Origin of the sequence: Bradyrhizobium sp. NBAIM14 (assembly GCF_020193895.1) — a bacterium.
Taxonomy (GTDB): Bacteria; Pseudomonadota; Alphaproteobacteria; order Rhizobiales; family Xanthobacteraceae; genus Bradyrhizobium; species Bradyrhizobium yuanmingense.
This window is the reverse complement of sequence record NZ_JADYVQ010000013.1, coordinates 73,226-87,596: the sequence shown is the minus strand read 5'-3', so window position 1 is coordinate 87,596 and position 14,371 is coordinate 73,226. Positions and strand designations below refer to the sequence as shown.

11 protein-coding genes are annotated in these 14,371 nt (G+C 58.1%); 10 read left to right on the top strand and 1 reads right to left on the bottom strand.

Annotated elements, in window-relative coordinates; genetic code table 11:
* The first annotated feature begins 282 nt into the window (after positions 1–282).
* From I6F28_RS25935 to I6F28_RS25900, 8 genes are all read left to right on the top strand, one after another.
* Positions 283–1,464: an acyl-CoA dehydrogenase family protein gene (locus I6F28_RS25935; RefSeq protein ID WP_225141784.1), complete on the top strand. Its 1,182-nt coding sequence runs from the start codon at positions 283–285 to the stop codon at positions 1,462–1,464.
* A gap of 229 nt (positions 1,465–1,693) precedes the next feature.
* Positions 1,694–2,425, top strand: a complete 732-nt coding sequence (locus tag I6F28_RS25930) for a YjiS-like domain-containing protein (protein ID WP_225141777.1) — start codon at positions 1,694–1,696, stop codon at positions 2,423–2,425.
* Between the two features lie 29 nt (positions 2,426–2,454).
* Positions 2,455–3,693, top strand: coding sequence for a cytochrome P450 (locus I6F28_RS25925; RefSeq protein ID WP_225141775.1), 1,239 nt, complete (start codon positions 2,455–2,457; stop codon positions 3,691–3,693).
* A 128-nt stretch (positions 3,694–3,821) separates the two neighbouring features.
* On the top strand, positions 3,822–5,375 hold the full coding sequence (locus tag I6F28_RS25920) for an AMP-binding protein (protein WP_225141773.1): 1,554 nt from the start codon (positions 3,822–3,824) through the stop codon (positions 5,373–5,375).
* Positions 5,376–5,429: 54 nt separating this feature from the next.
* Positions 5,430–7,013 (top strand): AMP-binding protein, encoded by a 1,584-nt coding sequence (locus I6F28_RS25915; RefSeq protein ID WP_225141771.1) that lies wholly within the window; start codon positions 5,430–5,432, stop codon positions 7,011–7,013.
* A gap of 277 nt (positions 7,014–7,290) precedes the next feature.
* Positions 7,291–8,076, top strand: coding sequence for a cyclase family protein (locus I6F28_RS25910; protein WP_225141769.1), 786 nt, complete (start codon positions 7,291–7,293; stop codon positions 8,074–8,076).
* A 74-nt stretch (positions 8,077–8,150) separates the two neighbouring features.
* The gene (ilvC, locus tag I6F28_RS25905) at positions 8,151–9,170 is read left to right on the top strand and encodes a ketol-acid reductoisomerase (RefSeq protein WP_225141767.1); all 1,020 of its coding nucleotides are present in this window, start codon (positions 8,151–8,153) and stop codon (positions 9,168–9,170) included.
* Between the two features lie 154 nt (positions 9,171–9,324).
* Positions 9,325–9,996 carry a peroxiredoxin gene (locus I6F28_RS25900; protein WP_225141765.1) on the top strand — a complete coding sequence of 224 codons (672 nt, stop codon included), beginning with the start codon at positions 9,325–9,327 and terminating at the stop codon, positions 9,994–9,996.
* A gap of 301 nt (positions 9,997–10,297) precedes the next feature.
* On the opposite strand, the gene I6F28_RS25895 is transcribed toward I6F28_RS25900, so the two are convergent.
* On the bottom strand, positions 10,298–11,008 hold the full coding sequence (locus I6F28_RS25895) for a sensor histidine kinase (RefSeq protein ID WP_225141763.1): 711 nt from the start codon (positions 11,006–11,008) through the stop codon (positions 10,298–10,300).
* A 348-nt stretch (positions 11,009–11,356) separates the two neighbouring features.
* Here I6F28_RS25895 and I6F28_RS25890 point away from each other — a divergent pair, with 348 nt between their 5' ends.
* Both I6F28_RS25890 and I6F28_RS25885 read left to right on the top strand, forming a co-directional pair.
* Entirely contained in the window at positions 11,357–11,806 is a 450-nt protein-coding gene (locus tag I6F28_RS25890; RefSeq protein ID WP_225141761.1) for a cupin domain-containing protein, read from the top strand.
* A gap of 776 nt (positions 11,807–12,582) precedes the next feature.
* Positions 12,583–14,109, top strand: a complete 1,527-nt coding sequence (locus I6F28_RS25885; RefSeq protein WP_225141760.1) for a class I adenylate-forming enzyme family protein — start codon at positions 12,583–12,585, stop codon at positions 14,107–14,109.
* The last annotated feature ends 262 nt before the right edge of the window (positions 14,110–14,371 follow it).

The window sequence follows — 14,371 nt, the reverse complement described above, 5'->3', positions numbered from 1 at the left end:
TCGGCGATCCTTGCGTTCACGGAAGGGTTTGCGTTCCATCGTGCGGCGTTGCGTTTGACCGACGGCCGCCCTTACGAATGCAACGAAGTTCGAGCGTGGAGCAATCGATGGCGTCAACTAGGTAGTCTGACGGGAAAGTCAAATTGTACTGGAGTATAGCTGGCTAAACGGGGGCGTAGAGCCCACAGGGATCGTCCAGAGAATCGTGCAGGTCTCAATGAAGGCCAGCAAGGTCGGCCGCAGGGCGATCAACAATTGGAGATCCCGTGTGAGGAGACAGGCATGAATAAGCAAAGCAAGTCGACAAGCCCCGGGTTTGAGGTGCCAGGCGTTGAGGAACTAAGAGTCAAGTTCGAGCCGCATTTGGCCGAGATGGAGACCATCCGCCGACTGCCGGACGCGCTCGTTCAGCAACTACAAACGATGGGCGTCTTCCGAATGCTCGCACCCCAGCAGTTTGGGGGGCAAGAGCTGGCTTTTCCGACTGCGCTGGAACTGGTCAGACGCATTTCGATCATCGACGGCTCGATCGGCTGGATCGCGGCGATCAGTAGCGGCGCCTGCCTGGTGCTGCCCCGGCTATCAACATCCTCTCTTGGCGAGATATACAGTCGCGGCGCAGACCAAGTAATCGCCGGCTCGGCTCAACCGCAAGGGGTTGGAAAGCGCGTGCCGGGTGGTTGGCGAGTCAGCGGCCGGTGGCCTTTGGCAAGTGGATGCAACGCGGCAAACTGGATCATCGCTGGCTTCAAGGATGGCGAGCCGAATGCCGACGAAAAGCCGACCACGAAGCAGATGCTTCTTCGCTCCGACCTATATACCATCGAGGATACTTGGAAGGCGTTGGGCCTACGCGGGACCGGAAGCCACCACATCTCGGTCTCGGATGCATTCGTGGCCGACGATTTCGTTCTAACTCTCGGGCCCGGCGAGCTTTCCGTTGATGCACCATTGTATCGCCACCCTGCGCATTTGATCGCTTTGGGACATGGGGCCGTACATCTCGGCATCGCACAGGCCGCGGTCTCAGACCTCGTCGCGGTCGAGCACGAACGGGCGAACGATATGTCGGGCCGACGAGACCTGATCAATTTCGAACTTGGAAAGTGTCATAGTCGGTTGAAAGGGGCGCAAGCTGTCTTCAACATTCAGGTAAGCTCCAACTGGTCAGACGCAAATAACAACGTTCCACCAAACCCCTTAACCCTTGGGGAGACCGTGCAGACGCTTGTCTACATTGCTGCCGAAGCACTGGATATTGTTCGGACCTGCTTCGAGCTTGCCGGAAGTGTAGCGATCTACGACAATTTTCCACTCCAGAGAAGACTTCGCGATATCCAGGTCGCCACGCAGCATGGCCTCATTCAACGGGCAAATTGGATGGCGGGTGGCAAAGCGCTTCTGGCGGGAGACGGCATTGCTAGTCTGAACAATCCGTTCCTCTCTGCTCTTGCAGCCGACTAGCGGCAACGCTTCTCGTATCGCGGTGGCTCTCAATGCCGGAGTTCACGGCATGGTTAGGTGTGTGAGTGAAACTGTTGCGGTGTCGGCGCAAGTATGCAGTCGACCCAACTGTTAGATTGTTCCAAATGCGGCCAGCAGATTGCGTCTGCAACGCCTTTGCCGAGGACTGTGATCGAGGTGTAACGGCCGGCGTAGACATTGGTCTCCACAAACAGCGCGTGGGAGATCCATGATGAAGACGCATTCTCAAAAGGTGGTCAAGCTAGTTCGTCCGGATGGCACGGGGCGCGATGGCCAAGATACGCCCGCATTGTCCGGACGCTCCAGCGCGAGACGTCTGGATGTCGACCGCATCGGAAGACAGGGGCTCTCGGACTCCAGCGCGCATAGAGCGCCGGATGAAGCCAAGCCGGACCGGGGCGGTATAATATGGTCGGTGATCCTCGCCTTCATGGAAGGGTTTGCGCTCTATGGTGCGGCGTTGCATCCGACCGCGGCCATGCCGGTCCACGAGATCCTGGCGGCGCGAAGAGATCGGGAGCCGAACCAGCCGGTAGATCGCGTCGGTCGGCTCGGTGCCGAGGACAAAGGCGAGGTCATGCAATGCTTTCTGCCGCGCAAGGCGCAACCGGAGCGACGTTGCAATTGGCTACGCTCGGCCGGTGAGAAGCTGGCGCTCTTGCGATTGCATCTGCGGCGGGAGGGAAAGGTCAGGAGTGCAGTTCCTGCCTTGATGAAACTCGACGACCGGACGTTACGCGATATCGGAATCCATGGACGTTCGGAAATCGAGTGGGCAGTAAGGCGCTGTTATGATTGCTGCGATGACCGCCTTGACGATGCTGCGCCGATCCCGGGTCGCGCTGCCGAGCCACCAGCCGTAAATCGCTTCGCCGCTGGTTACGATTGTAACGAATTTCCGTCGTTTGGAAATCGAGATGTAAGGCGTGAGGGTCTCTAATGAGACACCGGGTCAAGGAGAGTAACGCCATGGCAGAGATAATGCGCGTAGAGGATCGCGAGGCACTTGCTGCTGTTGAAGACCTGCCGGTTCTCACTGCCGCAGAGCTCGACGCGGATCCTCACGGTATGTTCCGTAGGTATCGTGCCGCCTATCCCGTTGTGAGGCATGAAACGGGAGGTTATTTCGTGCTCCGCCATGCAGACATCGAGCGGCTTAGCACCGATGCCCGTATGGCAGCATCGGAAACCGCCCGCCCGGAACTGTTTGGGGTCACGGAGGGAGCGCTGTTTGACCTCTTCAAGGAGGGAATGCTCACCGCAAACGGTGCCGTTCACCGCCGCCGTCGCTCACCGTTCTCCAGAAGCTTTGCGGCTCGAACGATGGCCGATTTGCGACCGCATATACGGCGCGCCTCGGACGAGTTGATTGAGAGCTGGTATGCCGATGGTCAGGTCGAATTTGTCGATCGGTTCGCAACTCAACTTCCGGCCCGCGTCATTGGCGATCTTCTCGGCCTGCCGCGGGCTGATATCCCGTCCTTTACAGAACTTGTCTACGCGGTGACCCGATTTCTCAGCACCAGTATATTGCCGGACGAAGTTCCCGAATCGGAGTCGGCGTGCCAAAAGTTGCGCATCTACGTGGAGAGGACGCTCGAAGACCGGCGGCGCACCCCCCGTGACGATTTCCTCTCTGATTTCCTGGCGAAGGCCGACGCAGCCGGCGAGTTGTCGCCACTCGAGATCGTATTCCAGATCGTGCAGTTGATCATCGGCGGCACGGATACGACTCGCGTCGCCGTCGTCATGCAACTGGCGCTTCTTCTCCAGCACAGGGAGCAATGGGACGCTGTGTGTCGCGATCCTTCGTTGATCCCGGACGCAGTTGCGGAAGCAATGCGATTCGAGCCGAGCGTGGCATCGTTCAGCAGGGTGACGACTGAAGACATCGAGGTCAGCGGCGCTGTTCTTCCAGCCCGGCAATTCGTCCTCTTGTCGACCATGTCCGCCGCGCGTGACGAAGAGGCCTATGAACGACCCCACGTCTTCGACATTCGCCGAACCGACCAGCCACGGTTGCTTCCCATCTTTGGAGCCGGTGCCCATCGCTGCCTCGGTGAGGCGCTGGCGCGTATCGAACTAGAGGAGAGTCTGGCGGCGCTCGCGGCCAGAATACCTCAACTCCGATTGGATGAAGCGCCTACGATTAGAGGCCACAGCGGCATCCGTCGCATCGACATCATGCGAATATCCTGGCAGCCGTGAGACGTGGTTGGGCCATTTGTTTCGAATGACCGGTTGATCTTCAGCAACCGCATGGAGCCCTCATGTGCGCGACACGTTGCAATTCTTCACAGCTTTCCTACCAGTCCGCCGATCTCAGCGAATCCGTCTTGGATATCACGCTTGGTGATGCTCTCCGCAGCGCAGCCGCCACATGGCCAACTCGTTTGGCGCTGGTCGAAGGCACTTCAGACAGGGCGGCGCGGCGCCGCTGGACTTTCGAACAACTTCTTACCCAGTCCGAAGCTGTCGCTCGCGCGCTATCGATGCACTTCAGCCCAGGTGAACATGTCGCAATCTGGTCGTCGAATGTGCCGGAATGGGTCCTGATCGAGTTCGGCGCGGCTCTTGCGGGATTGACGCTTGTAACGGTCAATCCAGCCTATCTCGGTGACGAGCTTGCATTCCTGTTGAAGCAATCACGCGCATGCGCTGTAATTGTACAGGATACTTATAGAGATCGGGACCTCCTCGCCACCGTGAACGACGTCCGCGACTTGCTTCCGGAGCTCCGCGAGGTCATTCCGTTGTCCTCATGGTCGAGCTTCGTCGAGGGCGGCGACGAATCCGTGCCCCTCGCCTCTGTGACACCGGACGATGTTGCCCAGATCCAGTACACGTCGGGTACCACAGGGAGGCCGAAGGGAGCTCGCCTGACTCATCGAAATCTGATCAACAACGCCCGGATGTTCGCGCGGACGATAGGTGCCGGGGACGACGACATATGGATCAACCCGATGCCGATGTTTCACACGGCCGGATGCAGTCTCTGCACGCTCGGCGCGCTGCAAACGGGCGGAACACATGTCTTGCCTCCTGCCTTTGATCCGCAGCATATGCTTCGCTTGGTCGAGGAAGAGCTTGGAACGATATTACTCTGCGTACCGACCATGCTGGTACGCATCTTGGACGTAATCGGGGCCGCCGATCGAGATCTCTCATCGTGGCGGCTCGTCACGCTCGGAGGCGCACCTGTGCCCCCCGAATTGGTCCGGCAGGCACAGCTGTGCGGCTTGAAGGTCGCAATCGGCTTCGGCCAGACGGAAGCTTCTCCCTATCTGACGCATACGCGGCCCGACGATCGTCATCCCGACTGGTTATCGACCGTGGGTCCGCCGTTGCCGCAGACAGAAATCAAGATCGTCAATCCGAATACTGGCGCGACCGTGCCGCGAGGAGAAATCGGCGAGATCTGCGCTCGTGGATACTCGATCATGAAAGATTATTTCGACGATCCGGAGGCGACATCGTCAGTGATCGATTCCGAGGGATGGCTTCATACGGGAGATCTCGGAAGTCTAGACGAATATGGCTACTGCCGTGTACAGGGGCGCCGCAAGGACATGATCATTCGCGGAGGTGAGAACATCTACCCGCGCGAGATCGAGGATGTCCTTCATACACATCCTGCTGTGCTCGATGCGTCGGTCGTTGGCGTGCCTGATCGCGATTGGGGCGAGGTCCCCGTCGGGTTTGTACAGATCAGACCCGGGCATCAGTGCGACGTGAACGAGTTGATTGCGTTCTGTCGAGAGCGACTCGCCTCCTACAAGGTGCCGCGCATCTGGCGTTTTGCAGAGCAATTTCCGCAAACAGCATCCGGCAAGATCCAAAAATTCAAGCTCCGCGAACGATATCTCAACGAGCAGTCGACGTCCGGATGAACGTCCGTGTCCTTTCCCAGGTACCCGAAGACAAGGACATAAGGAGATGACGAGATGGATATCGTTCTGCAGCGAAACCTGATCTCCCGCGTCAATGTTGGCGACCTTCTCGTTCGCAGCGCCGCACGATCACCAACATCTCTGGCGGTTGTGGATGGCGAGCGTCGATTCTCCTATCGGGACCTGAATGAATGGGTCAATCGAACCGCAAACGGGTTGGCGACGCGCGGATATCAACGCGGTGACGCTCTCGCCTTGATGTCTGGCAATTGTGCCGAATTCCTGATCACCTATTTCGCTTGCGCCAAGCTGGGCCTGATCTGCGTGCCCATTAACCTGTTTTGGCGCCTCGGCGAGTTGGCTTATGTGCTCAATCACGCCAACGTCAAGGGGGTCGTCGTGGAGGGGACGCTCGGAGAGCAGCTGGCAAGCGGGCTCGAACGTGCCCCCAATGTCGGGGATGTCATCGTCATCGGCGACGATCTCGCCGGTCCGCCGACGTTGCGGCGCCAGTGCGGTTTCTCGTCCCTCGGGCAGGGGGCGTCACCGGCCGAGCCGCAGGCAATCGTGGAGGATCGTGATCCGCTCTCATACCTCTACACCAGTGGGACGACGTCTGCGCCGAAGGGGGTCGTCAGCAGTCATCTTTCCGTTTATCTCGAGTCGCTGGGCGTCGCGTTGGATACGCGGATGACGGCGACTGATCGAGCGACGGTCTTGATGCCGCTGTTCCACACAGCGCAGCTGAACGTGATTGCGACCCCGGCGATTGCGGTCGGGGCGTCGCTCTTCCTTCAGCGCGGCTTCAAAGCAGAGGAGTTGCTCGATCTGATTGCGGCGGACCGCCTGACGATGGTCTTTGCCTTGCCGATGATGTATCGCGCGCTACTCGAAAGCATCGAGCGTCGCAGCCGCAATGTCGCCAGCCTGCGTCTGGCGATCTACGCCATGGCGCCGATGCCGACGCACGAGTTGAAGAGGGCAATGGATACACTCGGTTGCGAGTTTGCTCTGATGTTTGGTCAGACTGAGATGAACCCGCTTTCGACTTATCTCCGTCCAGAGCATCAGTTGAGCCATCCTGGAGCCGTCGGAATGCCGTCAGTGAATGTGCAAGTCGCAATCATGGACAAATCCGGTCGGCTCCTGCCTGAAGGGCAGTCGGGTGAGATCGTTTATCGAAGCCCACAAGTGCTATCAGGCTATTTGCGCGACGAGGCTGCAACTGACGTCGCTTTCGCCCATGGTTGGTTTCATTCCGGTGACTGCGGGCACTTCGATGCCGACGGCATTCTCTGGTTCGAAGATCGCTTCAAGGACGTGATCAAAACCGGTGGCGAGAACGTCGCGTCGATCGAGGTCGAAAAGGCCGTCTACGCGGCCGATCCCAGGGTGGAGGAGACCGCGGTTGTCGGCTTGCCTCATGATCGTTGGGGTGAGGCCGTCACGGCGGTGGTGGTGGTCAAGCCCGGCGAAACGCTCGTCGAGGATGAGTTGATGGCGAGTATCAAATCGCACCTCAGTTCGTTCAAATGCCCGAAGGCGATCATCTTCACGGAGGCCATGCCCAAAACGGCAACAGGAAAGATACAGAAGGCCAAGCTGCGCTCGCAATTTGCCGACGCGTACCGCAAGTGAAAGGAAGCAAGCTCTTGGCGGGAGAAAGCAGAAAACCATCTCAGGACGCTGCCGCGGTCTTTTGCGCTGGCTGCGGCGATGCCGACGCTTTTTATGTCGTTGCGCGAAGCGCCCGCACACCGCCGCTTCAGCTTCGACCTGCACTTTCTGAAGTTTTGAAGACGTTGACGAACCGGTAATTCGCACACATGAGGACGCGTCGCTGCACTTCAAAGTTAAACCGGAGATCGGCCGCCGTCGTTCGTCTCATCACCGCGATCGATTCACGAGGTATTCTGTGACACGCTTGCAACCATCGCGGTTCATCGATCTCTCAAAAGAGATCGTTGAAAATCGTGCTGATCCGTTCTTCATGAAAGTGAAGGTGAAGCACTATTCCCACGGTCGCGCACGTTGGCTGGTACGCATGCTTGGTCTGCCCTTTCGCTTGTTTCCACAAGACTTCGCGGGCTGGGCTGACGATACGATCACCCGACTGGGCGTGCATTCGACAACGCACATCGATGCACCTTGGCACTATGGTCCAACCGATGCTGAAGGACGCAAATTGCCGACCATCGAGCAAATGCCGTTGGACTTGATGTTCGGTGCAGGTGTGGTGCTCGATATGTCCCACAAGCGGGACGGCGAGGAAATTGAGGTCGCGGATCTGCAAGGTTCGCTTGCCGCAACCGGAGCGACGCTGGCTCGCGGAACGATCGCTTTGATTCGGACGGGACGTGACCGATATCAAGGGCAAGCGGACTATTGGAAACGCGGCACCGGAGTGGGACCCTCCGCGACCGAATGGCTGATTGATCAAGGTGTGAAAGTTATGGGGATCGATCAATGGGGGTGGGATTTGCCATTCCACCATCAGATCCGCCGCAGCCGAGCCGAGAACCGGAATGACCTGTTTTGGTCCGGCCATTTGGTAGGCCGGCGCAAGCCCTATTGGCATATCGAGCAGCTTCGCGGGCTTGAGTTGCTTCCGGCGCACGGATTCGATGTTGGCGTCTTCCCGTTGCGGCTCCAAAACGCCTCGGCCGCACCAGCACGGGTGGTCGCGTTCTTCTATGACTAGCCGGTAGCGTCAGCCGAAGGATCACCAACGAGCGAGTTGGTAGAGCCTCAGTCACCGAACGGAAGGAAGAAGCCATGCGTGTTTACTACGATCGCGACGCCGACCTGAACCTGATCAAGGGCAAGAAGGTCGCCATCGTCGGCTATGGCAGCCAGGGCCACGCCCATGCGCTCAACCTGAAGGATTCCGGCGTCAAGGAAGTCGCCATCGCGCTGCGCAAGGGCTCGGCTTCGGCCAAGAAGGCGGAGAACGCCGGCTTCAAGGTGATGGAAGTCGCCGAAGCGGCCAAATGGGCCGACCTCGTCATGATGCTGACCCCGGACGAACTCCAGGGCGACATCTACCGCGAGCACCTGCACGACAACATGAAGAAGGGTGCGGCGCTGGTGTTCGCGCACGGCCTCAACGTCCACTTCAACCTGCTCGATCCGCGCGCCGACCTCGACGTCCTGATGATCGCGCCGAAGGGGCCCGGCCACACCGTGCGCTCGGAGTATCAGCGCGGCGGCGGCGTGCCCTGCCTGATCGCGATCGCCAAGGACGTCTCGGGCAATGCCCATGATCTCGGCCTGTCCTACGCCTCCGCCATCGGCGGCGGCCGCGCCGGGATCATCGAGACCACCTTCAAGGAAGAGTGCGAGACCGACCTGTTCGGCGAGCAGGTGGTGCTCTGCGGCGGCCTGGTCGAGCTGATCAAGGGCGGCTACGAGACCCTGGTCGAAGCCGGCTACGCGCCGGAGATGGCCTATTTCGAGTGCCTGCACGAAGTGAAGCTGATCGTCGACCTGATCTATGAAGGCGGCATCGCCAACATGAACTACTCGATCTCCAACACCGCCGAATACGGCGAGTACGTCACCGGCCCGCGCGTCATCACCGACGAGACCAAGAAGGAGATGCGCAAGGTTCTGGCCGACATCCAGGGCGGCAAGTTCGCGCGCGACTGGATGCTCGAGAACAAGGTCAACCAGACCTCGTTCAAGGCGACCCGCGCCAAGCTTGCCGCGCACCCGATCGAGGAAGTCGGCGCGAAACTCCGCGACATGATGCCCTGGATCAAGAAGGGCGCGCTGGTCGACAAGAGCAAGAACTGAGCCTTCAGACAGATCGACCTACAACCATTCAGCTAAGGAGGGCGCTGAGACGATCGAGCCCATCGCACCAAAACCGTCAACGAGTCAACACGATCCAATACCTCGCGCCAACGAGCGCGATCCAAACCTCAGCGAGAATACAGGAGAAGTCGCAATGAACGGACCGCTGGCTATCGGTTCTCCGGCACCAGATTTCGAGGCAGCTACGACCGAAGGGCAAATTAGTTTTCATGACTGGTTGGGCACCGCTTGGGGAATCTTGTTCTCGCACCCAAAAGACTTCACGCCGGTATGCACGACCGAACTCGGAGCTTTGGCCAGGCTGAAGCCGGAGTTCGATAAGCGAGGCGTAAAGGTGATCGGGCTCAGTGTCGATCCCGTGAGCCGACATGCCGAATGGGCGCATGACATTGAAGAAACTCAGGGCCATGCGCCAAACTTTCCCATGATTGCCGACACTGAACTGGTCGTGTCGAAATTATACGGGATGCTGCCAGCAGATGCCGCGCCCACATCAAGTTCCCGGACCGCAGTCGATAACCAGACCGTTCGGAATGTCTACGTCATCAGTCCCGACAAGAGGATCAAACTACTCATATCGTACCCGATGTCGACGGGCCGCAATTTCGCAGAGATATTGCGGGTCGTCGACGCTCTCCAATTGTCCGCGAAGCACAGTGTTTCGACTCCGGCAGACTGGAACCAGGGAGATGATGTGATCATTGCGACGTCGGTGAGCGATGACGAGGCTCGTGCGAAGTTTCCAGACGGGTTCACCGTGCTAAAGCCTTATCTGCGCGTCGTCCCCCAGCCCAAGGAAGAATGACGCATGCCGCCTTCGTCGACGACAATCCGAAGCGCGTCCCCACCGACGATACCTATCTGAGGTAATTGGATGCGCCATATTTCGGTTTGCAGATCGCAAACGTGTGTTCTGCGGGCATGATTGTCCTGCGTCATGGCGATCCACTCGGCGGGAGGTCGCCATGACGGAGCAGTGCAAGCCGACTATTTTGTCAAGCTGGTCGGACTAACGCGGAGCTCGTTGAGCGCCGCATTGAGAGTGACCGAGGCGAGGTCAATGCTGATGCCTTCACGAGATGACGGGCATTACGCAGGCTCTCGCATTATGCGTGTTCGCGATGTGCCGCCGTCTCGTCCTTCGTGGCTCCTGCCTGTGCGCGTCCGGCGTCGCAAAAGTGGAGCGGCACCTCGACAGAAAAACGCGAGCCTGAATCTTGCACGGATCGCACAGATATCCGATGACGGAGCAGGCCGGCCGTTTGGTGGGCAATCAACAGGCCGAGTCCGAGACCATCCGAACGGTCCGATTGATCGCCTCGTTCGAATGCATCAAAGATCCTATCGAGGACACCAGGCGCAATGCCGCATCCATCATCCTCAACGTCGACGCGGAGGTTGTCGCCCGCTGCCCGGCATATAACTCTAATGTGTCCACCTGCTTCGCTGTACTTCAGGGCATTGTCGAGAAAATTCCGCAGAATCGTGTAGAGCATCTCCGGATCAGTCCTTACCAGATGATCCGATCGGCACACCGTCAAGTTGATGCGACGAAGCTGTGCATGCATACGCCACTCGCGTCCGATTCGTGACAGGACCTCGGTCATGCGCACGACACGCCGTTTCGGAAACACGGAATGCATCTGCGACAGACGGGCGATGTCGTTAAGTTCGCTGCTGAGCCTTCCCATCGCCTCCAGCGCGGTGCGCAGCAGGTGAGCGGCCTTTTTTGTGACGCCCTCTTCGACGGCCTTTTCCATGCAAAGCACAGCGACTTGGATTGGTTGCTTCAGATCGTGCCCGGCAACGGCCATCATTCTTGACATTGCCAAACGAGACGCCTCTACCGCCGTTCCGTCGTTGCAAATCCCTGAGGTCGGCATCTTCGACATCTCCTGCGAGGCTAAGAATGGCACTGACACTTATTGCGAGCTCCACGGTGCTGCAATCATACCTATGATTACCCGGTGGAGGCGAGTACCATTTCGATATTCGAGCGTGAAGCGTTCGCCCGATCGTTTCGTGCAAGCTAGATCACTTCGAAGGCGGTTCGAATCTTACGGGAGCAGACCGCAACTATTTTCAAGAATTAACATGCGACGCCGACTGAAGTTGTTATCGATATGGAGGGCTACAAGTATGTGAATGCAAGCTGGAGTGTCGGAATGAAGCTAAAAGTCGTGATATCGATTGCCGGAATTATCGTCGGAGCCACTGTTCCCGGACATGCTGCCGATGAAGGGCGTGGCAGAGAAGCAGCCGCAGCAAGCGTGGTCGTGAGGCAAGTGATGTCGAGCTCGACAACGACAGCAGGTGATCCTGTCGTACTTCCACAGAAAGACGCGCAGGTGGTGGTGTCGATGTTCGAGATTCCGGCTGGCGCTAAACTCCCAGTACATAAACATCCGTATCCTCGTTATGGATACGTCCTCAAGGGGGCATTACAGGTGGCGAACACCGAGACCGGAAAAACAGAAGTGTTCAAGGAGGGCGATTTCATCTTGGAGTCAGTTGGGCACTGGCATCAGGGTCGGAACGTTGGACAAGCGCCAACTAAGCTCCTTGTCATTGATCTCGTCGAAAAGGGAGCAAACAACACTGTGCTCAAGGACTGACGAAGTGAATTACCTCGCTATGTGTTTGTACTAGTCAGTTTACGGGCATCCGGAGGTCGCGCTTCGGGATTCCGTAGAAAGCCCGGCACGACCGTCTATCAGGAGCCAAAGCTCATGTCGTCTACTTGGCTATGCTGATCCAACGGACTGGGTCAGGCTGCAGGTCCGCGGCATGTCCTCGTTGGTTGCGCCGAGCGATGTGGTGACGAGCCGCATTGCTCGGCTCAGAATAACGTGTCGTTGCACCCAGATTGTCACCGACATCGAGAATCGCTTGCGTGAGAGCGCGGTCAAAGCCCCACAAGTTGCCGGTGCAAAGCCGCATCTTAGCCACCGAGCTTGCGATGTCCGTGCGTCGAGAACCGTTGCTGATTATGCAATGACGCGAGCACCGGCGCGCGCCGCCCGACCTGCTTCAATCGTTGATCGATCCAACATTCGGCGGCGGAGCCGACGAAGTTCGGAAACGATGTCAATGTCGCTTAAGCGTCGACACGACCTCATGCCAGTTCTCGTCCGATCGCCCATGCCAGAGCATCAGCTGACTGCGCTGAGCGATGGACCTGTTGCGTATCCTTGCCTCGATTTGCAAGATCTTACGTGCCGAGATCTCTTATAATCGTTACCCTTGCACATCGAAGCCGGCGAAATCTTATGGTCTGAGCCGGATCAGCATTCAGTGCGCTCTACCGAGGCTCTACGTTGCTGCTCGTGTATCGCGCGATGGTTGGATCGGACACCAGATGACATGCAAAGCGGCCCCCATCGATGCCCTAATGCGGCAGATCGTCGTTCGGCCAGATAAGACCGCACTCATCTATAAGGGCGTCCCGTGGACATACGGAGGACTCGGTGCCGAAGCAGAAAAGCTCGCCTGGGGCCTAGCCGCGATGGGGGTTGAGCCTGGTGACCGCGTAGCCCCCCATCTTCACAACGGGCCCGAGTTAATAGCAGCCTACTACGCTTGCTTTCGGCTCGGCGCCATCGCGTCTCCATTCCATGCCGCCCTCAAGTTCGAAGAGCTACGGTCGCTCGTGCGCCGGTTGCGGCCGACAGTCTATGTAGGCGACGCTCGTCTCTACGAGAATATTGCCTCCCTCGACGAGGGGACGTTGCCGCACGATAAGCGCTTTCTGGTGAACGGCCTGGATGGAGCAGGAGCCCGATCGTGGCATGAACTCTTCGAGAGCCCAGTGAAACATTTGCCGACACACTGTTCGAGAAAGGATGAGCCTGCCGTCCTGATTTGTACATCTGGAACATCAGCTCAACCAAAACTGGTGACGCACAGCAGGGAGACCTTAGCCAGCTCAACCGCAATGATTATCGATAATTGGGAACTGTCGGTCGATGACGTCATAGTGGTTCATCTGTCGATGGCTCAGGTTTGTGGATTGATGAGCGTCCTGTCATTCATCCAACTTGGTGTCCCTTTCGTTTTACTTGAAACATTCGACGTCGATGAGTGTCTCGAGAGCATCGAGCGCTATGGCTGTACGTGGTTCATGGCGTTTCCGGCGCAGTATAGCGCGCTGCTGGAACGACAGCGATCTCGCGAGCGAGATCTATCTTCGTTGCGGATCTGTATCACCGCAGCTGATGTGTGTCCGTTGGAGCTGCAGCTTCAAGTCTCAAGCGCCTTTGATGCGCCGCTCTACAATCTGTGGGAGGCGACGGAAGTTGTGGGATCGCTGACATTTGGGACGAAACCGGGTCCGGTCGCGCGGATTTCAAAAGGAGCAAAGATCAGGATTGTGAACGAAGCCGGGGATGATGTCGCTCCGCTGGAGGCAGGTGAGCTTTTGGTCCAGCGATCGAATGTGTTTCTGGGGTACTGGAATGATCCTGAGGCGACCGCAGAAAGCCTCAGAGGAGGTTGGTACCATACCGGCGACATCATGCGTCGCGGCAACGAGGAGGAGTTGTGGTACGTCTCGCGGAAGAAAGACATCATTGTCGTCGGTGGCGCCAACGTCTCGCCGCTCGAGGTTGAAGAAGCGCTCGTCGCATCGCACTCGCTTGTCGTCGAGGCGGCGGTTGTTGGAATTTCGGACGAGGTGCTCGGGCAGAGGGTATTCGGCTTCGTCAGGCTCGCTGTCGGGGCGAAGGAGTCGATTTGTGCCGAGATCCTGCGGAACGCTTCAAGCAAGCTTGCGAACTACAAACTACCTGTGCGGCTGAAAGTTCTTCTTGATATGCCACGTAGTGCGTTGAGTAAGGTCGATAGAACCGCATTGAAGGCCGTGGCGGCCAGAGTAACTCGACAGAGCTGTGCGAAGGTGTTCGATGTATCTCCGCGGTGAACACGACGAGAGATCAGAGAGGTCATTTAGGCCCGGACTGCCGTCCAGCCGGCAAGTTGCGCGCCATTCCTCACCGCAATTGGGTGAAGCGAACCTTAAGTCTCGGGTGATGCTGAGGTGCCGAACGAGTTATCATCTATGCGCGCAATCCGATCTCGTGCGTTCGCTATTGGGGATCATGTCCTTGGGCCTTGCAGCCGTACTGGCTGGTGGTCTGGCGTACGTAAAGGCGTTTTATCCTGAGTTGTCCGCCATCGCAGAC